23 protein-coding genes are annotated in these 23875 nt (G+C 64.8%); 15 read left to right on the forward strand and 8 right to left on the reverse strand.

The window, feature by feature from the left end; all coding sequences use genetic code 11:
• Positions 1 to 13: 13 nt before the first annotated feature.
• The 7 genes from LQK81_RS17415 to LQK81_RS17445 all read left to right on the forward strand — a co-directional run bounded on the left by LQK81_RS17415 (position 14) and on the right by LQK81_RS17445 (position 6650).
• The gene (locus tag LQK81_RS17415) at positions 14 to 1150 is read left to right on the forward strand and encodes a mandelate racemase/muconate lactonizing enzyme family protein (RefSeq protein ID WP_230807634.1); all 1137 of its coding nucleotides are present in this window, start codon (positions 14 to 16) and stop codon (positions 1148 to 1150) included.
• Position 1151: 1 nt separating this feature from the next.
• Entirely contained in the window at positions 1152 to 2033 is an 882-nt protein-coding gene (locus LQK81_RS17420) for an amidohydrolase family protein (protein WP_230807635.1), read from the forward strand.
• A gap of 63 nt (positions 2034 to 2096) precedes the next feature.
• Positions 2097 to 3071: a TRAP transporter substrate-binding protein gene (locus LQK81_RS17425; RefSeq protein ID WP_230807636.1), complete on the forward strand. Its 975-nt coding sequence runs from the start codon at positions 2097 to 2099 to the stop codon at positions 3069 to 3071.
• A gap of 92 nt (positions 3072 to 3163) precedes the next feature.
• Positions 3164 to 3685, forward strand: coding sequence for a TRAP transporter small permease (locus tag LQK81_RS17430; RefSeq protein WP_230807637.1), 522 nt, complete (start codon positions 3164 to 3166; stop codon positions 3683 to 3685).
• Positions 3685 to 4965 carry a TRAP transporter large permease gene (locus LQK81_RS17435; protein ID WP_230807638.1) on the forward strand — a complete coding sequence of 427 codons (1281 nt, stop codon included), beginning with the start codon at positions 3685 to 3687 and terminating at the stop codon, positions 4963 to 4965. Before LQK81_RS17430 ends, LQK81_RS17435 begins: the two co-directional genes overlap by 1 nt.
• A 67-nt stretch (positions 4966 to 5032) precedes the next feature.
• Positions 5033 to 5833 (forward strand): NAD-dependent epimerase/dehydratase family protein, encoded by an 801-nt coding sequence (locus LQK81_RS17440; RefSeq protein WP_230807639.1) that lies wholly within the window; start codon positions 5033 to 5035, stop codon positions 5831 to 5833.
• Between the two features lie 538 nt (positions 5834 to 6371).
• Positions 6372 to 6650, forward strand: coding sequence for a PepSY domain-containing protein (locus LQK81_RS17445; protein WP_230807640.1), 279 nt, complete (start codon positions 6372 to 6374; stop codon positions 6648 to 6650).
• 101 nt (positions 6651 to 6751) lie between these two features.
• Here the strand turns inward: LQK81_RS17445 and LQK81_RS17450 are convergent, their stop codons facing one another.
• From LQK81_RS17450 to LQK81_RS17470, 5 genes are all read right to left on the reverse strand, one after another.
• Entirely contained in the window at positions 6752 to 6889 is a 138-nt protein-coding gene (locus tag LQK81_RS17450; RefSeq protein WP_230807641.1) for a DUF1127 domain-containing protein, read from the reverse strand.
• Between the two features lie 282 nt (positions 6890 to 7171).
• The gene (locus LQK81_RS17455; RefSeq protein ID WP_230807642.1) at positions 7172 to 9397 is read right to left on the reverse strand and encodes a TonB-dependent siderophore receptor; all 2226 of its coding nucleotides are present in this window, start codon (positions 9395 to 9397) and stop codon (positions 7172 to 7174) included.
• Between the two features lie 170 nt (positions 9398 to 9567).
• Positions 9568 to 10452: a helix-turn-helix domain-containing protein gene (locus LQK81_RS17460; RefSeq protein ID WP_230807643.1), complete on the reverse strand. Its 885-nt coding sequence runs from the start codon at positions 10450 to 10452 to the stop codon at positions 9568 to 9570.
• 118 nt (positions 10453 to 10570) lie between these two features.
• Positions 10571 to 12280, reverse strand: coding sequence for an ABC transporter ATP-binding protein (locus tag LQK81_RS17465; protein ID WP_230807644.1), 1710 nt, complete (start codon positions 12278 to 12280; stop codon positions 10571 to 10573).
• Between the two features lie 72 nt (positions 12281 to 12352).
• The gene (locus tag LQK81_RS17470; RefSeq protein WP_230807645.1) at positions 12353 to 12670 is read right to left on the reverse strand and encodes a WGR domain-containing protein; all 318 of its coding nucleotides are present in this window, start codon (positions 12668 to 12670) and stop codon (positions 12353 to 12355) included.
• Positions 12671 to 12838: 168 nt separating this feature from the next.
• Here LQK81_RS17470 and LQK81_RS17475 point away from each other — a divergent pair, with 168 nt between their 5' ends.
• From LQK81_RS17475 to hmgA, 3 genes are all read left to right on the forward strand, one after another.
• Entirely contained in the window at positions 12839 to 13228 is a 390-nt protein-coding gene (locus LQK81_RS17475; RefSeq protein ID WP_230807646.1) for an antitoxin Xre/MbcA/ParS toxin-binding domain-containing protein, read from the forward strand.
• On the forward strand, positions 13225 to 13743 hold the full coding sequence (locus LQK81_RS17480; protein WP_230807647.1) for an RES family NAD+ phosphorylase: 519 nt from the start codon (positions 13225 to 13227) through the stop codon (positions 13741 to 13743). The genes LQK81_RS17475 and LQK81_RS17480 overlap by 4 nt, the downstream gene beginning before the upstream one ends.
• A gap of 107 nt (positions 13744 to 13850) precedes the next feature.
• Entirely contained in the window at positions 13851 to 15212 is a 1362-nt protein-coding gene (gene hmgA / locus LQK81_RS17485) for a homogentisate 1,2-dioxygenase (protein WP_230807648.1), read from the forward strand.
• 296 nt (positions 15213 to 15508) lie between these two features.
• On the opposite strand, the gene LQK81_RS17490 is transcribed toward hmgA, so the two are convergent.
• On the reverse strand, positions 15509 to 16069 hold the full coding sequence (locus tag LQK81_RS17490; protein ID WP_230807649.1) for a DUF2585 domain-containing protein: 561 nt from the start codon (positions 16067 to 16069) through the stop codon (positions 15509 to 15511).
• 106 nt (positions 16070 to 16175) lie between these two features.
• Here LQK81_RS17490 and LQK81_RS17495 point away from each other — a divergent pair, with 106 nt between their 5' ends.
• From LQK81_RS17495 to hpaR, 3 genes are all read left to right on the forward strand, one after another.
• Entirely contained in the window at positions 16176 to 17192 is a 1017-nt protein-coding gene (locus LQK81_RS17495) for a fumarylacetoacetate hydrolase family protein (RefSeq protein WP_230807650.1), read from the forward strand.
• A gap of 77 nt (positions 17193 to 17269) precedes the next feature.
• Entirely contained in the window at positions 17270 to 17911 is a 642-nt protein-coding gene (maiA, locus tag LQK81_RS17500; protein ID WP_442967151.1) for a maleylacetoacetate isomerase, read from the forward strand.
• A 351-nt stretch (positions 17912 to 18262) separates the two neighbouring features.
• Positions 18263 to 18763 (forward strand): homoprotocatechuate degradation operon regulator HpaR, encoded by a 501-nt coding sequence (hpaR, locus tag LQK81_RS17505; RefSeq protein ID WP_230807652.1) that lies wholly within the window; start codon positions 18263 to 18265, stop codon positions 18761 to 18763.
• A 96-nt stretch (positions 18764 to 18859) separates the two neighbouring features.
• Here the strand turns inward: hpaR and LQK81_RS17510 are convergent, their stop codons facing one another.
• Positions 18860 to 20341, reverse strand: a complete 1482-nt coding sequence (locus LQK81_RS17510) for an NAD-dependent succinate-semialdehyde dehydrogenase (RefSeq protein ID WP_230807653.1) — start codon at positions 20339 to 20341, stop codon at positions 18860 to 18862.
• 95 nt (positions 20342 to 20436) lie between these two features.
• Positions 20437 to 21714: a 4-aminobutyrate--2-oxoglutarate transaminase gene (locus LQK81_RS17515; protein ID WP_230807654.1), complete on the reverse strand. Its 1278-nt coding sequence runs from the start codon at positions 21712 to 21714 to the stop codon at positions 20437 to 20439.
• Between the two features lie 204 nt (positions 21715 to 21918).
• On the opposite strand from LQK81_RS17515, the gene LQK81_RS17520 reads away from it, so the two are divergent.
• Both LQK81_RS17520 and LQK81_RS17525 read left to right on the forward strand, forming a co-directional pair.
• A complete protein-coding gene (locus LQK81_RS17520; RefSeq protein ID WP_230807655.1) occupies positions 21919 to 22743 on the forward strand; it encodes a MerR family transcriptional regulator in 825 nt (274 codons plus the stop codon).
• A gap of 87 nt (positions 22744 to 22830) precedes the next feature.
• Positions 22831 to 23859, forward strand: coding sequence for a DUF1214 domain-containing protein (locus tag LQK81_RS17525; protein WP_230807656.1), 1029 nt, complete (start codon positions 22831 to 22833; stop codon positions 23857 to 23859).
• The last annotated feature ends 16 nt before the right edge of the window (positions 23860 to 23875 follow it).

Raw genomic sequence — 23875 nt, forward strand, 5'->3', positions numbered from 1 at the left:
TGGAAGCGCTGAGATGAAGATCGCCGCCGTCCGCACCCATCTGCTCGAGCACCGGCTCGCCGTGCCGTTCGAGAGCGCGTCGATGCGCTTCGATCGCCGTGCGCATGTGCTGGTGGAGATCGAGTGCGACAACGGCCTGGTCGGCTGGGGCGAGTGCCTGGGGCCGGCGCGGGCCAATGCGGCGGTCGTCGACGCCTACCGGCCATGGCTCATCGGCGCGGATCCGCTGGAGACGGAGAAGATCTGGGCGCGGCTATACAATGCCTTGCGCGACCAGGGGCAGCGCGGCCTGTCGATCACCGCGCTGTCCGGCATCGATATCGCGCTCTGGGACATCAAGGGAAAACATTTCGACGTTCCGGTCTCGACCCTGCTCGGCGGACGGTTCCGCGAGGAGGTCCGCGCCTATGCGACCGGCAGCTTCAAGCGCGAGGGCGTCGACAGGGTGGCCGACAATGCCGAAGATGCGGCGCGCTACCGCGAAGAGGGCTTCCACGCCACCAAGATCAAGATCGGCTTCGGCGTCGAACAGGATCTCGCCGTCATCCGCGCGGTGCGGGAGGCCATCGGCCCCGACATGCGGCTGATGGTGGACGCCAACCACGGCTATGACGTGCTGGAGGCGGTCGAGCTCGGCCGTCGTGCGGCCGAATACGGCATAGACTGGTTCGAGGAGCCGGTGGTGCCCGAACAGCTCGACGCCTATCGCGCGGTCCGCGCCGGCCAGCCGATCCCGGTCGCCGGCGGCGAGACGTGGCACACGCGCTGGGGCATGCGCGAGCCGGTCGAGACCCGCGCCGTCGACATTCTTCAGCCCGACCTCTGCGGCGTGGGCGGTTTCACCGAGGCCCGCCGGGTCGCCGATCTCGCGGCCCTCCATGGCGTGCGCGTCGTGCCGCATGTCTGGGGCACTGCCGTCCACATTGCCGCCGCCCTGCAGTTCATGGCGGCGATGATCCCCAACCCGGTGCGCGTCAACCCGATCGAACCGATCCTGGAATTCGACCGCACCGAGAATCCGTTCCGCCAGGCCGTCATCAGGACGCCGATCGAGCACGTGTGCGGGGTGGTCAAAATCCCGGATGGTCCCGGGCTCGGCATCGATATCGATCGCGATGCCCTGGCCGAGTTCCGGATGAGGGACGAGTGAAATGATCGAGAGGCCGCTTTCCGGAAGAGCGCCGTTGACACGGCTCCCGAAGGGGGCGGTGGATACGCAGATGCATATGTATCTGCCCGGATTTTCGGCCCAGGCGGGCGGCCCGCCGCTGCCGGGCGGGGCTCTTCCGGATGCCGGGCAGTATCGCAGGCTCATGGCCTGGCTCGGGATCGACCGGGTCATCATCACCCAGGGCAACGCCCATCAGCGCGACAATTCCAATCTCCTCGCCTGCCTTGCCGACATGGGGCCGGTCGCCCGCGGTGTCGCGGCGATCGCGGGGGAGGAGCCGGACGGCGCGCTCGATGCGCTGGCCGGGGCCGGCGTCGCCGGCGCCCGCATCATGGACCTGCCCGGCGGGGCTGTCGGCCTCGCGGCGCTGGAGGCGGTCGATGCCCGCGCATCGGCGCGGGGATGGATGGTGGCCGTCCAGTTCGACGGCAGCCATATCCTCGAACACGAGGCGCGCCTGAAGAGGCTGAGGTCGCGCTGGGTGCTCGATCACCACGGCAAGTTCTTCGGCGGCGTCACGCCGGACAGCCCTGAGGTCGCGGCGGTCAGGCGCCTGATCGATGGCGGCAATTGCTGGTTCAAGTTCGCCGGCGCCTATGAATCGTCCCGGAGCGGCGGGCCTGATTATGCGGACGTCGCCGCGGTCGCCTGCGCGATCGCCGCCCATGCGCCTGAGCGGATCGTCTGGGGAACCAACTGGCCGCATAACCTTGCGAGGACCACCGAGAGCTATCCCGACGATGCCGCGCTCACCGACACCGTGCTCGGATGGCTGCCGGACGAGGAGGCCCGTCGTCTGGCTCTGGTAGACAACCCCGAACGGCTCTTTGGCTTGCCGCCGTTCGCAACGGGGAGCGGCTGACACCGGTATCGCGGAACGGGGAGGTTCGGCGAACGCATTCGTTTAAAAGAGGAGGAGGAAAACATGAACATTGCAAAATCGCTTTGCCTGGCGCTGGGGCTCGCCCTTGCCGCAGGAACCGTGCATGCGCAGGAAATCACCCTGCGGTCGGCCGATATCCATCCGGACGGCTATCCGACCGTCGAGGCGGTGAAATACATGGGGCAGCTGGTCAGCGAGCGCACCAACGGCCGCATCAAGATCGAGGTGACCAACAACGCGGCCCTCGGAAGCGAGAAGGATACGATCGAGCAGACCCGCTTCGGCGTGATCGACATGAACCGCGTCAACGCCGCGCCGTTCAACAATCTCGTGCCGCAGACCGTCGTGCTCGGCCTGCCGTTCCTGTTCCGCTCGACCGAGCACATGCACAAGACCGTCGACGGCCCGATCGGCGACGAGATCCTCGCCGCCTTCGAGCCGCATGGGTTGGTGGGCCTTGCCTTCTACGATTCCGGCGCGCGTTCGTTCTATACGACGAAGAAGCCGATCGAAAAGCTGGCGGACCTGCAGGGCATGAAGATCCGCGTCCAGCAGTCCGATCTCTGGATCGCGATGATGGAGGCCTTCGGCGCCAATGCCACCCCGATGCCGTTCGGCGAGGTCTATTCGTCGCTCGAGACCGGCGTGGTGGACGGGGCGGAGAACAACTGGCCTTCCTACGAATCCTCGCGGCATTTCGAGGTTTCCAAGAACTACACGCTGACCGAGCACTCGCTGAACCCGGAGATTCTCGTGATCTCGAAGATCAGCTGGGACAAGCTCTCGCCGGAGGATCAGGCGCTGCTTCGCACCGCCGCGAAGGAATCCGTCGTCAAGATGCGTGAACTCTGGCAGGCCCGCGAAAAGGACTCCGAGGAAAAGGTTCGTGCGGCCGGCGTTAACGTGATCACGGTCGACAAGGCCGAGTTCGCCGATGCGATGAAGCCGGTCTACGACAAGTTCGTCACCGACCCGCAGATGAAGGATCTGCTCGAGCGGATCCGCGCGATCAACTGATCAATGACGGGCCGCGCCGTCGCCTTGCGGCGCGGCCCGTTGCTTTCGGCCGCGCCCGGCGTGCGCCGGCCGAGCCTTTGGAGGAAAAGGTCATGTCGCGTTTCTTGCAGGCCAGCCGGCCTGTGCTCGGCTGGGTCAGCCGGGTATCACTCTATCTTTCCGGCTTCGGGCTGGTCGCGATGACGGCGATCGTCGGCTGGCAGGTCTTCGCACGATATGTGATGAACGACACGCCGAGCTGGTCGGAGCCGCTGTCGCTGCACCTGATGTCCTGGTTCATCATGCTCGGCGCCGCCGTGGGCGTGCGCGAGAGCGTGCATCTCGGCCTCGATTTCGTCCGGCACGGCGCTTCACCGGCGGCCCGGCGGACGATGGATCTGCTCAGCCTCGGGCTGATGGTGCTCTTCGGCCTCGCCATGACCTGGTATTCGGTTCTTCTCGCCATCGGAACCTGGGCGGCCAGCATACCCGTGCTCGGCTGGCCGGGCGGCGTGGACTTCTTCCCGATGGCCGTCGGCGGGGTACTGATCGCAATCTTCTCCGCCGAACGCTTCGTCGACGTGGCGGCCGGTGAACACACTGCGGCTGACATCATCGCGCAGGAGGTGGCGTAATGGCCTATTCCGTACTCTTCGGCGTCTTCGCCGTGCTGATGATGATCGGCATGCCGATCGCCTTCTGCCTCGGCATCGCCTCGCTCGCGACCGTGCTCTATATCGGCCTGCCGCCGATCGTGGTCTTCCAGCAGTTGAATTCCGGAATGAACGTGTTTGCCATGATGGCCATTCCGTTCTTCATCTTCGCCGGCGACCTGATGGTGCGCGGCGGCATCGCCGACCGGCTGATCCGGTTCGCGGCCGGCATCGTCGGCCACCTGCGCGGCGGGCTCGGCCAGGTCAATATCGTCGCCTCGACCCTGTTCGGCGGCATTTCCGGCTCGGCGGTCGCCGACGCCTCCGCCGTCGGCGGCCTGATGATCCCGCAGATGGCCGCGCGCGGCTATGACCGGAGCTACGCGGTCAACGTCACCGTCAACGCCGCGATCATCGCGCTGATGATCCCGCCGTCGCACAACATGATCCTCTATTCGATCGCCGCCGGCGGCAACGTCTCGGTCGCCGACCTGTTCACGGCCGGCATCATTCCGGGGGTGCTTCTGGCCGGCGCGCTGATGATCACCGCCTATATCGTCGCGCGCCGTCGCGGTTATCCCGCCGAGCCGTTCCCGGGCTTTCGCAAGCTCGTCTACTATCTGCTGGCCTCCGTCCCCGGATTGCTCTTGATCGGCATCATCTTCGGCGGCGTGCGTTCGGGTATCTTCACGGCGACGGAGAGTTCGTGCATCGCGGTGTTCTATGCGCTGCTGGTGGCGCTGCTGGTCTATCGCGAACTCGACTGGTCGGGCTTCGTCGAGGCCGTGCTGCAGGCGGTCCGCACGACGGCCATGGTGCTGCTGGTGATCGGCACGGCCGCTTCCTTCAGCTGGCTGATGTCGTTCCTCCAGGTCCAGCAGGTGCTGGTGGCCTTGATGAGCGCGATCTCGGACAATCCGATCATCGTGCTCCTGATGATCAACGTCATCCTGCTCGTGCTCGGCACCTTCATGGACATGGCGCCGATGGTCATCATCAGCACGCCGATCCTGTTGCCGGTCGTCAAGGCCTTCGGCATCGATCCCGTGCACTTCGGCGTGGTGATGATCCTGAATGCCGGCATCGGCCTCAACACGCCGCCGGTCGGCACGGTGCTGTTCGTCGGCTGCGCCGTCGGCAAGATCACGATTCGCGAGGCGATGCGCACGATCTGGCCGTTCTTCGGCGCCAGCATCGCGGTGCTGCTGCTGGTCACCTACGTTCCGGCCCTGTCGCTATGGCTCCCGAGCCTGTTTCGCTAGGTGACGGAATGGCGGGACGTTCGAGAGGTCCGCATATGCCGGACAGGACGGTATTCGAGGAGGTTTGATGCTGAAGACACTCTTGATGACGGGGGCTGCGGGCGGCGTCGGAACGGCGCTGCGTCCCCTGCTGCCCGAGCTGGCGGAGACAGTGGTTCTGTCCGACCTGACCGATATCGCCGACCTGCAGGCCCATGAGCGTTTCCGCCGTTGCGACCTGGCGGATGCCGCAGCCGTGGACGCGCTCATGAAGGGCGTCGACGGCGTCATCCATCTCGGCGGCGTGTCGGTCGAAAGACCGTTCGACCTGATCCTGCAGGGCAATATCGTCGGCCTCTACAATCTCTACGAGGCCGCCCGCCGCAACCGCCGGCCGCGGATCGTCTTTGCGAGCTCCAATCACGTGGTCGGCTACTATCGCCGCGATCAGCACATCGACAACACCGTGGTGCCGCGGCCCGATTCGCTCTACGGGGTCTCCAAGGTGTTCGGCGAGGCGGTGGCGAGCCTCTACCACGACAAGTTCGGCGTCGAGACGCTGTCGGTGCGCATCGGGTCCTGCCTGGAACAACCGAAGACTCCGCGGATGCTGGCAAGCTGGCTCAGCAAGCGTGATCTGCTGTCGCTCTGCCAATGCGCCTTCGCCGCGCCCCGGATCGGGCACCTCGTGGTCTACGGCGCCTCCGACAATGACGAGCAGTGGTGGGACAACGGCAATGCCGCCTTCCTCGGCTGGCGACCGAAGGACAATGCGGCGAAGTGGCGGGCCGAGGTTCTGGCGCAGACGGGGCCTGAGGATCCGGACAATCCCGCCACGCTCTACCAGGGAGGCGTCTTCGTCACGGCCGGGCACCCGGCCGACGGCTGAGCGCCGCGGGCCCCATCGTCGGCCTTTTGCCGGTGTATTGCAGCGCACACGAAGTTGGCCGTCTCATCGCAATCGAGCTATTCGATTTACGCATGGCTGACCTGTGAAATCCTGCCTATGAATTAGGCGCGACTCGCGTATAGTCAGACTTATCGAAGCGATGCACCTCCTCCCGCAGAGCTTCGAGGTCGCGAGGACCTCACTCCTCCTCCCAGGGGTTTTCGCGAAGAACAACAGCACTCCTCCTCCCAGCTGTTGTTCGGTTCTTTTGGAAAGCCTGCCGCACCTCCTCCCGCGGCAGGCTTTTCGTTTTTGGGGCTTCTTTTTCCAGGCCTGCTTTCTGCAGGTCGTATGCTTTTCACGACATCGATGATCTTGCCACGCGACAACGTGCGGTCGCCGGTGTGTGTCCAATCCGCTCGCCCGGATGCCTTCCTGACGTTTCGCTGACAGCGGACGTCAGCCGGCGCTCAGGGAGGCTCGCCTATGGTTCGTCCGTCGGCGGCAATCGTGCACGCCCACGCGAACGGAGAGCATCATGAACAGAATTATCGTCGCAACTGTCCTGGCCGTCACTAGCGCGTCAATGGCGCATGCGGACGACGACGACCGCCGTTGCCCCAACGTGCAACTGAACAAGTGGATGAGCGAAGGGCAGTTGCAGGCTCGCGTGGCGGAGCTTGGCGTCGCGGTTCGGGAAATCGAAATCGATGACGGATGCTACGAGATCAAGGGGCACAATCGGGACGGCCGCCACATCGAAGTCCGTCTTCATCCCGAGACCGGCGAGCAGTTGTTCGTCGACGGCGACGACTGAGCTACCGTCCTGCTGCAGCCGCTGGCTGCGATGGGGAGTGTATCGTCCCCTGATCGGCTGACCGGCCGGGGCCGGTCGCCGATGGAAGGCGTCAATGGCGCTTAGCGGCCGGCAACGGCGGCGCGGATCTGCGAACGCGAGATACCGATATCGGCCAGCGTGTGGTCGTCGAGCATGTGAAGCTCGCGGATAGCCTTGCGGCGGGCGGCAAAGTCCTTGATTTTCTGACGGATGTTCATCTTTCTTCTCCATTCTTTCGATGCCACTCATATGGGCAATTCCGCGCCCACTAAGAAGGCATAAGCCTGCAGAAGAGGCATGCAAATTTGTCTACTCTCGCACAGGGCGACGGCAGTCGCGGTGCGGTGCACAAATTTCTTGCAGTGCGAATGGAGAATGGGCGAGGCGGGACGACGATCCGGTCTCGCCCATCGTCTCGTATTCCGGGAGCCTGTTAGACAAAAGAGGAGAAGCCGCGGCTTCTCCCCTTTGATGCGATCGTCGGCGGCCTGCGCGCCGGCTCACCACTTCTTGCTGAGCTTGAAGGTGATGGTGCGGGCATCGCCGTAGCCGCAGGTGAGCAATCCCTGGCAGCCGCTGACATATTCCTTGTCGAACAGGTTGGTGACGTTGAGGGCCGCACCCCAGTCGTTCTTGCTGTAGCGGATGCCGGCGTCGAAGACGGTGGCGCCGGGCACCTTCTCCGTGTTCTCGTTGTCGGCCCAGCTTTCGCCGCGATAGCGCACGCCGGCGCCGAGGCTGACCCCTTCGAACGCTCCGTCCTGGACGGTATAGTCCAGCCACAGCGTCGCCTGCTTGTCTGGGATGAGGTAGGGTGTGTTGCCGATCAGCGCGGTGTTTGCGTCCTCGGTGATCTCGAGATCGATGAATTCGAGGCCGGCGATCAGCTTCCAGCTTTCGCTGAGATTGAACTTTCCTTCCAGCTCGAACCCGCGGGAGCGCACTTCGCCCATCTGGCTGGAGAGCAGGGTCAGCGGATCGGTCACGACGACATTCTGCTTGGTGAGCTGGTAGACCGATGCGGTCAGGACACCATCGAGGAAGGTCGGCTCGTATTTGACGCCGGCCTCGAACTGGTCGCCTTCCTCGGGCTTGGTGTTGCCGGTCAGGGTGACGGCCACGATCGGGTTGAAGAAGGTCGAGGCGCTGACATAGGGGGTCACGCCATTGGCAAATTCATAGGCGAGCCCGGCCCGGCCGCTGAGGGCGCTTTCGTTGTAGTCGAATGTGGAGTTCTGGGCCGGATCCCAGAAGGTGGGCCCGTTTTCCGTCTTGGTGTCGACGTAGTCGTAGCGGCCGTTCAGCGTGACGATCCAGCCGTCCCCGAAGCGGATCTGGTCCTGGGCGTAGACGCCGAGTTGCTGCTGCGTGATCAGCTGGTTGATGTAGATGGCATTCGCCGGCTGCGGCGCGCCGTAGATCGGGTCGGTGGCGCTGATCGGCGTGGCCGCCGAGGAGGCCTGCTCCTGGTCGAGCCTGTAGTACTTGTAGTCGAGCCCGATGAGCATCGTGTGATTGAGCGCGCCGGTGTCGAACTCGCCCTCGACGCGGTTGTCGACCGCGAAGGTGTCGACCTTGGAGGTGTGCTCGAAGCCGAGGCGATAGAGAAGGTTGTCCGGCGTGACCGGGGCGTTCACGTAGGACGGGTCGGGGAAGACCGCGTCGGGATCGTAGTAGCCGTAGGTGTAGGGCGCGTCCTCGTGCTTGTAGAGGTGGCCGTAGCGCAGGTTCTGGCTGAACGTCCAGCCGGTGTCGAACTCGTGCTTGAACTCATAGCCGAGCATCTGCTGGACGTAGGTGCCGGTGTCGATGTCGGGCTCGCCAAAGAAGGCCTTGCGGTCGATCTTGCCGAAGGAGGCGGGCTCGACCGTGCCGATATAGGGCAGGAAGCTGCCACCGGTGTGCCGCTGGTCCAGGCCCTGCAGCAGGCCGTAGACCGTCAGGCTCGTCGCGTCGTCCCGCTCGATGGTGACCTGCGGCAGGATGAAGCCGCGCAGGTCGTTGGAAAAGTCCGTGTAGTTCTCACCGCCGGAAACCTTGCCGGTGATGCGGTAGTTGACGCCCTCGTTGAGGATGCCGTTGACGTCGAAGCCGGCAAAGCCGTTGGCATTGCTGTTGATGCCGGTCTCGACGTAGGTCGAGGTTTCGCCGGTCGGACGCTTGCTGATCATGTTGATGATGCCGCCCGGGCTAGAGCCGCCGTAGAGAACCGAGGCAGGCCCCTTCAGCACCTCGAGGCGCTCGAGCATGAAGGGATCGATCTGGAAGCCGCCGAAGCCGTAGCTGAACAGGTTCAGGCCGTCGAGGAAGACGCCGGTCTGGGTCGCGTCGAAGCCGCGGATGTAGAACCAGTCGGTATCGGCATCGACGCCGAAGGGCTGGGTCGTCACGCCTGGCGTGTAGCGGAGGATCTCGTCGACCTTGTTGACGGCGCCGCGGTCGTCGATCTCTTCGCGACCGATTACGGAGACCGACTGGGGAATCTCTGACAGCGGCGTGTCGGTCTTGGAGCCGGTGGTCGTCTCCTTGGCGACGTAGCCGTCGACCGGGCCGGTCGCCGCACTGGCCGCCCCGCCGGCGCCCTCGACGATGACGGGCGCAAGGCGCGTCGGATCCTGTTCCTGCGCCACGGCGGCACCGGCCGCCAGGATCGTCGCCAATGCGACGCTGCCGCTCAGGATCCTCTTGAGACGGATGCCCGCCGAATAGACGCCTTGCTTCGCCATAGTCCGTTTGTCCCCACTGCCTGAAAACGCCGCCGAAATGGGCGGCTATTAACATGAGCAGTTATATCAACTTAATCCGGGGTGCTTGTTCTCATCGGTGAAAATTGAACGTTCTTGGCTCTTTTTCGCGGTGCACACAGCTTTGCCGCAATTGTGTCGGTTGCCGAACTTCAGCCGAGCTTCATCTTTCGCCAGCGTGCCGGCGTGATCCCGACCGTCTTGCGGAACACGCGGGTGAAATGCGCCTGATCGGCAAAGCCGGTTTCCGCGGCGATGGTGGTCAGCGTCGCCTGCGGCTTGAGCAGCAGGTCCTTTGCCCGCTCGAGCCGCGCCTTCATCTGCCACTGGTGCGGGGCGATCCCGGTGGAGGCCTTGAAGGCATGGCTGAAATGGGACTGCGACAGGCCGGTGAGGGAAGCAAGCTCCTCCAGCCGGATGCTGCGCAGGCAATTCTCCTCGACATAGTCGACCGCACGGCGCAACTGCCAGGTGGCGAGCTGGCTGCGCTTGCGCGGCTCGGCCCGGTTGACCTTCATCAGGTCGATGATGAGGCCCAGCGACAGTCCGTCGCCGTAAAGGTCGTGCAGGGGCTGGGGGTTGGCGCATTCGGCGGCGATCAGTTCCGCCAGCGCCATGATCCGCGGATCGTCGAACATCAGCCGCGGCGTCTCGATCGGCCGGGCGTCGAAATCCTCCATCAGCCGGCGCTGAAGCACCTCGATGTCGAAATGCAGGTCGAGATGACGGACGAAGCTGAGGTCGATCACCTCGGCCCACAACTCCATCCCGGCCGGTACGTAGGAGATGGCCTGGCTGTGGTAGTTCTGGACGATGCCTCTTTCCTGCGGCGATACCTTGAGGTTGCAATTGCCGCCGCCGCGGGCCTCGAGCATGATGAAGACGCGCGGATCCTCGCCGACATAGAAGCCGCCCGCATCCGGGGCGCACTCCACCTCCCAGAGATCGGCGACGATGCCGTTCCAATGGCGCCGCTGCAGGCCGCCGACGACGTTGAACCCGCTGATCTTGTTGTGCATGCGCGGCTGAAAGGTCATGGCCCCGTCCGATCGGCCAGGCATGCCTCCCCGGATGCCCTGCCGTAAAACTTGTCTATTTTAATCATGTTTTGATAGCGCAGTGTGCCGGATATTGCAACCGGCAGCCACCGCCCGGCTAGGATTGCGCGTGCAGCAGGCGCGAGTAGATGCCGCCGCTGCGCTGCAGTTCCTGGGGGCCGCCCTGCTCGACGATGCCGCCCTCGTCGATGACGACGATGCGGTCGGCGTTGCGGATGGTCGCAAGGCGATGGGCGATGATGAGCGTCGTGCGCCCCTGCGACAGCTCCGCCAGCGACCGCTGGATCGCCTGTTCCGTCACCGTGTCGAGCGCGGAGGTTGCCTCGTCGAGGATCAGGATCGGCGGGTTCTTGAGGAAGATCCGGGCGATCGCGAGCCGCTGCTTCTGCCCGCCGGACAGCTTCACGCCGCGCTCGCCGACCACCGTGTCGAGCCCTTCGGGAAGCGTGGCGACCAGGTCTTCGAGCCGCGCCTGCCGCACCGCGTCCGCGATCTCCTCATCGGAGGCGTCGAGCCTGCCATAGGCGATGTTCTCGCGGATCGTGCCGCCGAAGAGGAAGACGTCCTGCTGGACGATGCCGATCTGCGCGCGCAGCGATGCCTGCGTCATCTTGCGGATGTCGATGCCGCCGATGGTGATGCTGCCGTCCTCGACCTCGTAGAAGCGCGGCAGCAGCGAGCAGATGGTGGTCTTGCCCGCACCTGATGCGCCGACGAAGGCAACCGACTCGCCCTGCCGGATCGTCAGGTCCAGGCGATCGAGTATGCGACGGCCGTCGCCATAGGCGAAGCTGACGTTCCGGTAGACGATATCGCCGGAAAGGCCGTCGACTGCAATTGCATCAGGGCTGTCGGCAATGTCGGGGGCCGTGTCGATCAGGCTGGTGAAGCGGCGAAAGCCGGCGATGCCCTTCGGGTAGCTTTCCAGCACGGAGGTGATCTTGTCGATCGGGCGGAAGAAGACGTCGATCAGCAGGATGAAGCTGACGAGCCCGCCATAGCTGAGGCTTCCCTGCATCACGTACCAGGTCCCCGCCACCATGACGAGCAGTTGCACGAGGCGCGTGCTGAGATAGCTCATCGCGATGCTGGCGGTCATGTAGGCATAGGCGTTGAGCTTGGTCCTGCGGTAGTTCTCGTTGTTCTTCGAGAACAGCATGCGCTCGTGGTCCTCGTTGGCGAAGGCCTTGACCACCCGGATTCCGCCGACGCTTTCGGCGACGCGCGAGTTGAAGTCGCCGATCTGGCCGAACAGGCGCTGCCAGTTGCGGGTCATGCGCGCGCCGTAGCGGCTGACGAGCCAGGCCATGAAGGGAACGATCACGAGCGTCATCAGCGCCAGCGGCGGGTGCACCATGAACATCAGAGCAAACGCGCCGACAAAGGTCATGATGGCGATGAACAGGTCCTCCGGCCCGTGGTGGGCGACCTCGCCGACCTCCTCCAGGTCCTTGGTGACATGGGTGATGATGTGCCCGGTCTGGTGCTCGTCGTAGTAGGAGAAGGACAGCTTTTGCAGGTGGTCGAAGGCGCTGCGGCGCATGTCGGTCTCGATGCTGATGCCGAGCGCATGGCCCCAGTAGGTGACGATCGCCATCAGGCCGGCATTGGTGATGTAGATCCCGAGCAGGATCGCGGCCGCGCCGAGGATCAGCCCCCAGTTCTGGCCGGGCAACAGGTCGTCGATGAAGAACTTGATCGCCAGCGGAAAGCCGAGTTCGAGCAGTCCGGCGAGGACCGCGCAGCCGAAGTCCAGCACGAACAGCTTCTTGTAGGGAGCATAGTAGGAAAAGAAGCGTGCAAGCATGAGGCCGTCGGTCCTGACGAAAAACTGAGTTTCGCCGTCAACTATAGGCTGGCGCCGCCTTTTGGAAGCCCGTTATGCGTTACCCGTATCACACGACGGTGAAAGCCGGTCCGACAGGTCGGGCTCGGCGGGGAGGGCATTCGCCCCGTATCCACGTCGCCTCTTCCGCTCGGCCTGGCGGCAAAGGGCCGTGCGGGCGGCCTCCATCGGCCCGAGAAAGCAGGATTTGCTGCGGCCGCGGGTCCCGATCCGCCCCCAGTGGCGCATGACGGCGACCTCCCCGAACAAGGTGGGCTCGAGCGTCAGCGCGTAGTAGCGTGCCATGTTGCGGGCCGGATCGATGCGGCGCAGGACGATGGTGTCGGGCGGGGGCGAGGTCGCTTCACTCATGGGGAGAGTCTCGCGGACGGCGAATCGATCGTCCAATGAAAGGTTTGAATCGGTTGACGCCGACCGATTCATCCTTGTGATGCCTGGGGTGGTCCCGCCCTTGTGGATCGGGTCTGAATGCCATATATTTCGCATTGAAAAGATGGCAACGGATATGGCGGTATTGACATGGTACAGGCAGTGAAGATCCGGCAGGACGGCGCGCCGCTGGTGCTCGCCTATATGGGCCCCGGCGGCAAGATCGCCGCCGACGAGGTCGCGGACGGCTTTGGCATGTCGAAGAGCCAACTGGCGGAGACGGCCGGCCTTGCCCGCGAGACGCTCTACCGCGCCGAGCGCAGCCGTGGTGCGAAGACGCAGGGCCGGCTGCGCGAGATGCTGGAGATCATCAGCCGGGTCAGCGAGTGGGCTGGCGGCAAGGAGCAGGCCATGGCCTGGTACCGGGCCCAGCCGATTGCCGCCTTCGGCGGGCGGACCGCCGAGGCACTGGTGAAGGACGGCAAGGCTTCGGCCGTGCGCGACTATCTCGACCATGTCGCGCTCGGCGGGTTTGCATGAGGTTTGTCGGCACGGCCTACCGGGCGCACGACCCGCGCTGGTCGTTCAGGCCGATATCGGGGGAGGGTGCGGCGATCCGGGGCGCCCGGTTCAATCCGCGCGGGGTGCCGGCGCTCTACCTCGGTCTCAGCGTCATGACGGCGATAAAGGAGGCCAACCAGGGCTTTGCGCATCGCATCGACCCGTGCGTCCTCTGCTCCTACGACATAGACTGCGAGGACATTGCCGACCTCTCCACGGCCGAGGGCCGCCTGTCGGCCGGCGTCGCCCCGGACGAGCTTGCCTGTGCCTGGGCCATGGCGCTCGCCGAGGGCCGGCGGCCGCCATCCTGGGCCGTCCACGACCGTCTCGCGGCGCGGAACGTCGCCGGCATCGTCGTGCCGAGCTTTGCGCCCGGCGCCGATGAAAGCGACCGCAACCTCGTCCTCTGGAACTGGGGACCGGACCTGCCGCACTGCGTCACGGTGTTCGACCCCAGCGGCCGCCTGCCAAAGGACCAACTCTCCTGGCGATAGCGCAAGCGGCCAGCGCCGTGCGCGCGCACGTTGCTTGATAGTTACATATTTGACAGTTACGCCTGTAACCAATGCTGGATCGGCCGTTTGCGGAGGAGGTGGACGCCATGCTGGACAAGGCCCATGAGGCGGTCACTGAGGGCGCGGTGACGTCGAACACACCGGGATACATGCCGGGTTTCGGCAACGACTTCGAGACGGAATCCCTTCCCGGCGCCCTGCCGCAGGGGCAGAACAGCCCGCAGCGCTGCAACTACGGCCTCTATGCCGAGCAACTATCCGGCTCGCCGTTCACCGCCCCGCGCGGGACGAACGAGCGGTCCTGGCTCTACCGCATCCGGCCCTCCGTCCGCCATGCCCGCCGCTTCTCCAATGCGAGCTATCCGTTCTGGAAGACGGCGCCGTGCCTGGACGATCATTCGCTGCCGCTAGGCCAGTTGCGCTGGGACCCGTTGCCCGCACCAGTGGAGACGCTGAATTTCATCGAGGGCATCCGCACGATGACCTCGGCCGGCGACGCGCTGACCCAGACCGGCATGGCCGCGCACGCCTATGTCTTCAATGCCGACATGGTCGACGACTATTTCTTCGACGCCGACGGCGAACTGCTCGTCGTGCCGCAACTGGGTGCCGTCCGGGTGTTCACGGAGATGGGCATCATCGACGTCGAGCCGCTGGAGATCTGCCTGATCCCGCGCGGGATGATGTTCAAGGTCACCCGCCTCGGCGAGAGCGACAGCTGGCGCGGTTATGTCTGCGAGAATTACGGCGCGAAATTCACGCTTCCAGACCGCGGGCCGATCGGCGCGAACTGCCTGGCCAATCCGCGCGACTTCAAGACGCCGGTCGCCGCCTTCGAGGACAAGGAGACGCCCTGCAGGGTGCATGTGAAATGGTGCGGCCGGTTCTACGTCACCGAGATCGGCCACTCGCCGCTCGATGTCGTCGCCTGGCACGGCAATTACGCGCCGTTCAAATACGACCTCAGGACCTATTCGCCGGTGGGCGCCATTCTCTTCGACCATCCGGATCCGTCGATCTTCACGGTGCTGACGGCGCCGTCGGGCGAGGAGGGGACGGCGAACATCGACTTCGTCATCTTCCCGCCGCGCTGGCTGGTTGCCGAGCATACCTTCCGTCCGCCCTGGTACCACCGCAACATCATGAGCGAGTTCATGGGACTGATCCACGGGCAGTACGATGCCAAGGAGCAGGGCTTCGTTCCCGGCGGCATGAGCCTGCACAACATGATGCTGCCGCACGGCCCGGACGCCACCGGCTTCGACAAGGCATCCAGCGTGGAGCTGAAGCCGGTCAAGCTGGACCACACCATGGCCTTCATGTTCGAGACCCGTTTCCCGCAGCAACTGACGAAGTTCGCCGCCGAACTGGAGACGCTGCAGGACAATTACATCGAATGCTGGGACGGGCTCGAGCGCCGCTTCGACGGCACGCCGGGCATCAAGTAGTGGCAGGTGATCCGCCCGGCAGCGCCTTATACCAACCTGCAGTGATATTGACCGAGTGCGCCGGAGCGATTTTGGCCTGCGGCCAGGAGGAAACCGCAGCCGGACCTGTCGGTCCGGCGAGGATTTTCGACGCCGTCCGCAGGTCAAAAGCGCCCGGCCCTCCGGGTGGACCGCCTGTCGGCCACCGACAGCGTCGCAATCCTCGACCGATGCCCAGGCATCGCTCTGCGGTATGCTCCTCGCCGGATGACCGCAGGCGGTCCCACGCAATCGGCCAATATCACTGCAGGTTGGTATTAGCCGCCCTGCCACGCCTTGACCGCTTCGAGCGGCCAGACCAGCATCAGGATGTTGAGCGCCAGGCCGTCGCGGATGAGATAAGTCGTCAGCGCCTCGAAAAAGACGATGATCGCGACGCTGGCCCAGACTGGCAGGCGGGCCGCAAGGAAGAAGCCGATCACCATGGCCACGATGTCGGCTGCCGAATTGACGATGCTGTCGCCGAAATAGTCGAGCGAGATCGTCGCTTCCCGGTAGCGGTTGATGATGAAGTTGGTGTTCTCGAAGATTTCCCAGGCGCATTCGACGACAAGCGCGAAGGTCAGGCGCGTGGCGATGCTCGCGCGCGGCATCAGCCAAGTGAACAGCGCATAGAACAGGATGCCGTGGATGATGTGGCTCGGCGTGTACCAGTCCGAAAGGTGCTGCGAATTCTCCGAGGAAACGACGACGCCGTGCCAGAGCTTTACATAACCGCATTTACAGATCCAGATGCGTCCCATCAAATGCAGGATCACGGCCGTTGCTGCGATGGCCGCCGCGGCGATGGCGACCGACTTGAGGAGGGTCCGGTTCAAGCGAGTGGTCTTCCTGGCTGGCTCGGGATGCGGTGAAGGACACAGAATCGTATCGGCGCGACGATGCCACGACGGCGCCGGCAAAGACAAGATCAAGGGAGGAAGCATGAAACTCGCGACATTGAAGGACAGCACCCGCGACGGCAGGCTGGTCGTCGTCTCCAAGGACCTGACGCGTTGCTCGGAGGTCGGCCATATCGCGCGCACGCTGCAGTCGGCACTGGACGACTGGGCCCATGCCGGCCCGAGGCTCGCCCGCGTCGCCGAGGGGATCGAGACCGGATCGCAGCCCACCATGCGCTTTCACGAGCACGAAGCGGCCTCGCCGCTGCCGCGCGCCTATCAGTGGGCGGACGGCTCGGCCTATGTCAATCACGTCGAACTGGTGCGCAAGGCGCGCAACGCCGAGATGCCGGCAAGTTTCTGGACCGACCCGCTGATGTACCAGGGCGGCTCGGACAGCTTCCTCGGCCCGCGGGATCCGATCGTGATGGCCGACGAGGCCTATGGCATCGACATGGAGGGCGAGGTCGCCGTGATCGTCGACGACGTACCCATGGGCGCCGGTGCCGAGGAGGCCCGCGCGGCGATCCGGCTCGTCATGCTGGTCAACGACGTCTCGCTGCGCGGCCTCATCCCGGCCGAACTCGCCAAGGGCTTCGGCTTCTTTCAGTCGAAACCGTCGTCGGCCTTTTCGCCGGTCGCTGTGACGCCCGACGAACTGGGCGAAGCCTGGGCGGATGGCAAGGTGCATCTGCCGCTGCTGGTGTCGCTCAACGGCAAGCCGTTCGGCCGCGCCGACGCCGGCGTCGACATGACCTTCGACTTCGGCAAGCTCGTGGCGCATGCGGCGCGGACGCGTCCGCTCGTTGCCGGCTCCATCATCGGTTCGGGAACCGTCTCCAACAAGCTGGATGGCGGACCCGGCAAGCCGGTCTCGGATGGCGGCAAGGGATATTCCTGCATCGCCGAGCTGCGCACGATCGAGACGATCGAAACCGGAGCGCCCAAGACCCCGTTCATGAAGTTCGGAGACACGGTCCGCATCGAGATGAGGGACAAGGCCGGGCATTCTGTCTTCGGCGCCATCGAACAGACGGTGCAGCGCTCCGAACGGGCATGACCTCCCGCCCGGCGACCGCTCCGGGTACCGCTGGCGCGGGCGGAGCGGTTTGCGGCGACAATTGCGGAAAGATGCAGATGGATGAGATCGTTCTCTACGACTACTGGCGATCGTCGGCGAGCTACCGCGTCCGCATCGCCCTGAACAGCCTCGGCGTCGAGTACCGCACGGTTCCCGTCGATCTGCTGGCGGGCGAACACAAGGCGCCCGGGCATCTGGTGCGCAATCGACAGGGCCTCGTGCCGGCGCTCGAGATCGATGGGCTGATGCTGACCCAGTCGCTCTCGATCATCGAGTATCTTGCAGAAACCCGGGATGCGAGGGGCTTCCTGCCGGCCGATCCGCCCGGTCGTCAGCGGACGAGAGCGCTCGCCTATGCGATCGCCATGGATATCCATCCGGTCTGCAATCTCCGCGTGGTCGGCCACGTCATGGAACTGACCGGGCAGGAGGAGGCCGCGCGCAGGGACTGGATGGGGAAGTTCATTGGCGAGGGTCTGTCGGCGGTCGAGCGCATGCTGGACGATCCGCGCACAGGGACGTTCTGCCACGGCGCCACGCCGTCCCTGGCGGATTTCTGCCTCGTCCCGCAGGTGTACAACGCGGAGCGCTGGGGCGTGGACCTCTCCGGTTTCTCGCGCATCCGCGGCATCGCCGCCGCCTGCAACGCCCTGCCTGCGTTCCAGGCGGCGCATCCCGACCGGGTGAAGCCGCAATAGCATGCGCAGGTTGTCCCCGGTAAACCGGCGGTCGGAAATGAATATGTTCACAAAAATGTCAACCGGCTCGAATAGAGCCACTGCTAGGCCCGTCTTCCTTGTGTTGGGGCAGAGCGCGTGATTTCCGCGCAATCATACAATTTCGCAGACAGTGCGGACGTCGAATTCGGCGTCGTTTTTCCCCACGTGTACTCGACACCGGTCGTGCCCGTCTCGTGAAGCGACGTTCAGTCGGGAGCGAGACGCGCCCTGGTGGCCCGATGACAACGCGCCGGACGCAACGGCGCGCCGTGTGTCGCGCATTGGGGCGAAATGATTGCCCTTTGGCGCAAAATCCTGGATAGACGACCTATGAGCGAAACGAACCAGGCCTACAAATACCCCGTTGCAGACGATCATCTGTTGCCGCGCAACACCCATCGCTCTCTGCCGATTGCGCTCCTGAGGGCGCGCGAGGCGGTGATGAGCCATTTCAGGCCGATGCTGGTGAAGTACGACGTGACCGAGCAGCAATGGCGGGTGATCCGCGTGCTTGCCGAAGCCGACGTGCTCGACGCATCGGAAGTGGCGGAAAAGACGTTCATCCTGGCCCCCAGCCTGACGCGGATGATCAAGTCGCTGGAGGAGCGCGGCTTCATCACCCGCCACAAGGACCAGGGCGACGGCCGCCGGGTTCTGCTGAAGATTGCGCCGGCCGGGCTGGAGATCATCAATACGGTGACCCCCGACAGCTGCGCGATCTACGACCATATCGAGGCGCGCTACGGCAAGGAGCGCGTCGAGCACCTGATCGATCTCCTGAACGATATGGCCCTCCTGAAGAGCGACGAGCCGTTCATCGCCGAAGAATAACGTCCGCCAGTGCGGCATTCTCCGGCTGCCGATCGAAAGGGCAGATGCGAAGGCGCTGGGACCCGGGCGCGGGAAGCGGCAGGCCTCGTCGATGCTTCAGGCGAGGTTGCCCATGCAGAGATACTTCATCTCCAGATAGTCGTCGGCGCCATGGCTCGAGCCTTCGCGCCCCAGCCCCGATTGCTTGATGCCGCCGAAGGGGGCGGCCTCCGAGGAGATCAGGCCGGTATTGATGCCGACCATGCCGTATTCCAGCGCCTCCGCCACCTTCCAGACCTTCTTCAGGTCCCCGGCGAAGAAATAGGCCGCGAGCCCGAACTCGGTGTCGTTGGCCTGCGCGATCACGTCGTCGACGGTGTCGAAGCGGAACAGCGGCGCGACCGGGCCGAAGGTCTCCTCGCGCGCAACCTTCATGGTGCGGTCGACGCCGGTCAGGATCGTCGGCTGGAAGAAGGTTCCTTCCCCGGCAAAGCGCTTGCCCCCGGACACGACCTTCGCACCCTTGGAGACGGCATCGGCGATATGTGCCTCGACCTTCTCGATCGCCGCTTCCTCGATCAGCGGGCCGATCGAGACGCCCTTGTCGAAGCCGTTGCCGACCGAAAGCTGCTTCACCTTGGTGGCCAGCTTTTCGGCGAAGGCGTTGTAGACGTTCGACTGGACATAGATCCGGTTGGCGCAGACGCAGGTCTGCCCGGCATTGCGGTATTTCGAGGCGAGAGCGCCCTCGACCGCAGCGTCGATATCGGCGTCGTCGAAGACGATGAAGGGCGCGTTGCCGCCAAGCTCGAGGCTGACCTTCTTGATCTGGTCGGCGCACTGGCGCATCAGGATGCGGCCGACTTCGGTGGAGCCGGTGAACGAGATCTTGCGGACCTTCGGGTTGAAGCAGAGCTCCTTGCCGATCGCCGGACCGTCGGTGCCGACGACGACGTTGAAGACGCCGGCGGGAATGCCCGCCTTCTCCGCCAGGACCGCGAGCGCGATCGCCGACAGCGGCGTCTGCTCGGCAGGCTTGGAGACCACCGTGCAGCCGACGGCAAGAGCCGGCGCCACCTTCCGTGCGATCATGGCGGCGGGGAAGTTCCACGGCGTGATCGTGCCGACGACGCCGACCGGCTGCCTGATGACGAGCATGCGCTTGTCGGCGGACGGTGCTGGGATCGTCTCGCCGTTGATGCGCTTGGCCTCTTCCGCAAACCACTCGACATAGGATGCGGCATAGAGGATCTCGCCCTTCGCATCCGCCAGCGGCTTGCCCATTTCAGCCGTCAGGATCGCCGCCAGTTCGTCGGCATTTTCGATCATCAGGTCATGCCACTTGCGCAGCAGCGCGCTGCGCTGCTTGGCCGGACGCGCGGCCCATGGGCCCTGCGCCTTGTAGGCGGCGTCGATGGCGGCCGCGGTCTCGGCCGCGCCCATCTCCGGCAGCGTCGCCAGTTTTTCGCCGGTCGCAGGGTTGAGAACGTCGAATGTCGCCGTGCCGTTTCCGCCGGTCCAGTTGCCGTCGACATAACCGGAATCGCGCAGGAACGCGGTGGACTTCAGGTGCCTGGTCAATGCGTCGTAGAAGGCCATTTCATCATTTCCTTCGGGCGTGAAAGTGCGGTCGCCCGGACGAGACCGTCCGGGCGTTGCCGCCACTGCAGACTGGATCGGTTGCGCTTCGCCGCTTAGGCGGAGCGCGCCTCGATGATCGAAGCCTCGAGGATGTCGAGCGCTTCGGCAAAGACCTCGTCCTGCACCGTCAGCGGGGCGAGGAAGCGGATGACGTTGCCGTGCACGCCGCAGGTCAAAAGGATCAGACCCTTCTCCAGCGCCTTTAGCCGGACCCTGTTGGCGAAGTCGGCGCTCGGCAGCTTGGTTTCGGCGTCGTTGAACTCGACGGCATTCATGAAGCCGGGGCCGCGGATGTCCACGATCTCCGGAACCTTCTCGCACAGCGATTCCAGGCGCTGCTTGAGGCGGTTGCCAAGGCTGGTGGCGCGGTTGCAGAGATCCTCGTCCTTGATGACGTCGAGAACGGCATGGGCGGCGGCGACGCCCAGCGGGTTGCCGGCATAGGTGCCGCCGAGGCCGCCGGGGCCGGGTGCGTCCATGATCTCGGCACGACCGGTGACGGCCGCGATCGGAAAGCCGCCGCCAAGGCCCTTGGCCATCGTGGTCAGATCCGCGACGACGCCGTGGTGCTCCATGGCGAACAGCTTGCCCGTGCGGGCAAAGCCGGTCTGGACCTCGTCGGCGATCAGGAGGATTCCGTGCTGGTCGCAGATCTCGCGGATCTGCTTCAGGAAGCCGGTGGTCGCCGGGTAGAAGCCGCCTTCGCCCTGCACCGGCTCGATGATGATCGCGGCGACCCGGTTCGGATCGACGTCGGCGGCGAACAGCTTCTTCAGCGCGGCGATCGACTGCTCGGCCGTGGTGCCCTGCAGTTCGACGGGGAAGGGCACGTGGAAGACGTCGGCCGGCATCGCGCCGAAGCCGACCTTGTAGGGGACGACCTTGCCGGTCAGCGCCATGCCCATGAAGGTGCGGCCGTGAAAGGCGCCGCCGAAGGCGACGACGGCCTGGCGGCCGGTGGCGGCGCGGGCGATCTTCACCGCGTTCTCCACCGCCTCGGCGCCGGTGGTGACGAAGATCGTCTTCTTGGCGAAATTGCCGGGAACGATTTCGTTCAGCCGCTCGGCGAGCTCGACGTAATTCTCGTAGGGAACGACCTGGTGGCAGGTGTGGGTGAAGCGGTCGAGCTGCGCCTTGACCGCCTCGATGACGCGCGGATGCCGGTGGCCGGTGTTGACGACGGCGATGCCGGCGGCAAAATCGATGTAGCGATTGCCTTCCTTGTCCCAGATCTCCGCATTCTCCGCGCGATCGGCATAGATCTGCGTGGTCATGCCGACCCCGCGGGAGATGGCTGCATTCTTGCGGTCGGTGAGGGATGTCGCGGTCATCTTGCGGAGTCCTGAGGCTCGAGGGTTTTATATCTTGCATTTTTTCTGCAAGAACATATGCAATTCCTACATTTTTTCTGTAGGATTGCAACGGGAATTTTCGGGCGGGCGAGGGTCTGCGGCCTTACGAAACAGGCAGGGCGCGCCGGAGGCCCGCAAGCTGCTATAACGGCGAGAATAACACAAGAATCAGGGTTCATTGGCATGAGCGATCCGGAAACGGTTCACTACAAGGTGGCGGAAGCCGCGCGGCTTGCCGGCGTCTCCGCTTCGACGTTGCGGCTTTGGGAAAGCCAGGGCCTGGTGGTGCCGGGACGGTCGGAGACCGGCCATCGGCAATACAGCGCCGACGACGTGGCGCGGTTGAAGAAGATCTCCTGGTATCGCGCCGAGCGGGGACTGAACCCAGCCGCGATCCGCGAGGCGCTGGAGGCGGAGGACGCGGCGTCGGACGCCACAGCCCCGGCCTCCGTCGAGGGCGATGCGGCGCAAGGGGTCGGGCGCAAGTTCCGGGCCTTGCGCCACGCCGCCGGCAAGACGCTCGAGCAGGTCGCAGGCGACATCGGCATTGCGACGTCGGTCCTGTCCACCTTCGAGCGAACCTCGCAAGGGGTGACGTTTCGGGTGATGCACGACCTTGCCGAATACTACGGCACGACGGTGTCGAAGCTCTCCGGCGAGGACGACATGGAGCAACGCAGCGTCGTTCGGGCCGGCGAGTGGAATTTCTGGCCGGAAACCTCGCCGGGCGTCGTCGTGCAGGTTCTGGCCGACGGTCGCAACATGATGGACTGCCACCGCTTCCTTCTGTCCCCCGGGGCCTCCAGCGACGGCGCCTATCGCCACGAGGGCGAGGAGTTCATCCATGTGCTCGCCGGCCGGTTCGAGATGGTTCTCGACGGCGACGAATTCCATGATCTCGGGCCGGGTGACTCCATCTATTTCGACAGCCGCCGCCACCATTCCTGGCGCAATCGCCATGACGGCGAGACGGTGCTGATCTGGATCAACACGCCGCCGACGTTCTGATCGCGGGCCTACTCGACATCGTGGCAGCGAGTCCTAGTTTACACGCCAGATTTGCCGAACATAGAGCGATCGTCGAGGGGGCTCGCAATGACGCACAGGCTGCCAGCATTCGCATTCTCCATCGCATTCACCTTCGGATGTCTTCCGAGCGCGGGGCAGGCCGCCGAGGCCGTGCCGGTGACGCCCGACAACTTCATCCGGGCGGAGTCGGACATGTACTTCGCCGTCGAGGTTGCCGGCAGTGCGCTCGGCAAGTTGCAGAACCGGCGCGAGATGATGCCGATCGACCGGCAGACGGTGATCCGCAGCAATCGCGACACGCTGTACTCGTCCGCCGTCTTCGATCTCGACGCCGGCCCCGTGACCGTTTCGATGCCGGATGCCGGAACGCGCTTCATGTCGCTGGTGGTGATCGACGAGGACCACTACGTGCCCTTCATCGCCCACGGCAAGGGCAGTCATACCTTCACCAGGGAGCAGATCGGCACGCGCTACATGCTTGTCGGCGTGCGTACGCTCGTCAATTCCGAGGACCCGGCCGACCTGCGGGCCGTGCATGCGCTGCAGGATGCCATTGCGGTGGAGCAGGCGGGGCCGGGACAGTTCGAGATCCCGAACTGGGACAAGGCGAGCCAGAAGACGATCCGCGATGCCCTGCTGGTGCTGAACACGACCCTACCGGACCTCCGCCATACTTTCGGCAGCAGGGGCGAGGTCGATCCGATCCGCCACCTGATCGGGACGGCGGCCGCGTGGGGCGGCAACCCGGACAAGGAGGCCATCTATCTGAATGTCACGCCGAAGCACAATGACGGCCGCACCGTCTACCGGCTGAGCGTCAGGGACGTGCCGGTCGACGGCTTCTGGTCCATCAGCGTCTACAACGCGCAGGGCTTCTTCGTGCCGAACGCGCTCAATGCCTATTCCCTTAACAACCTGACGGCCGCCAAGGAGGACGACGGGACGGTCAGGATCCAGTTCGGCGGCTGCGACGCCCAGAGCGTGAACTGCCTGCCGACGCCCGAAGGCTGGAACTACATGGTCCGCCTCTACCAGCCGCAAGCGGCGATCCTGGACGGCAGCTGGCAGTTCCCTGGGGCACAGCAAGTCCCCTGAGGGCGGGAAACCGACC

This window comes from Rhizobium sp. GN54 (assembly GCF_021026345.1).
Classification (GTDB): Bacteria; Pseudomonadota; Alphaproteobacteria; order Rhizobiales; family Rhizobiaceae; genus Mycoplana.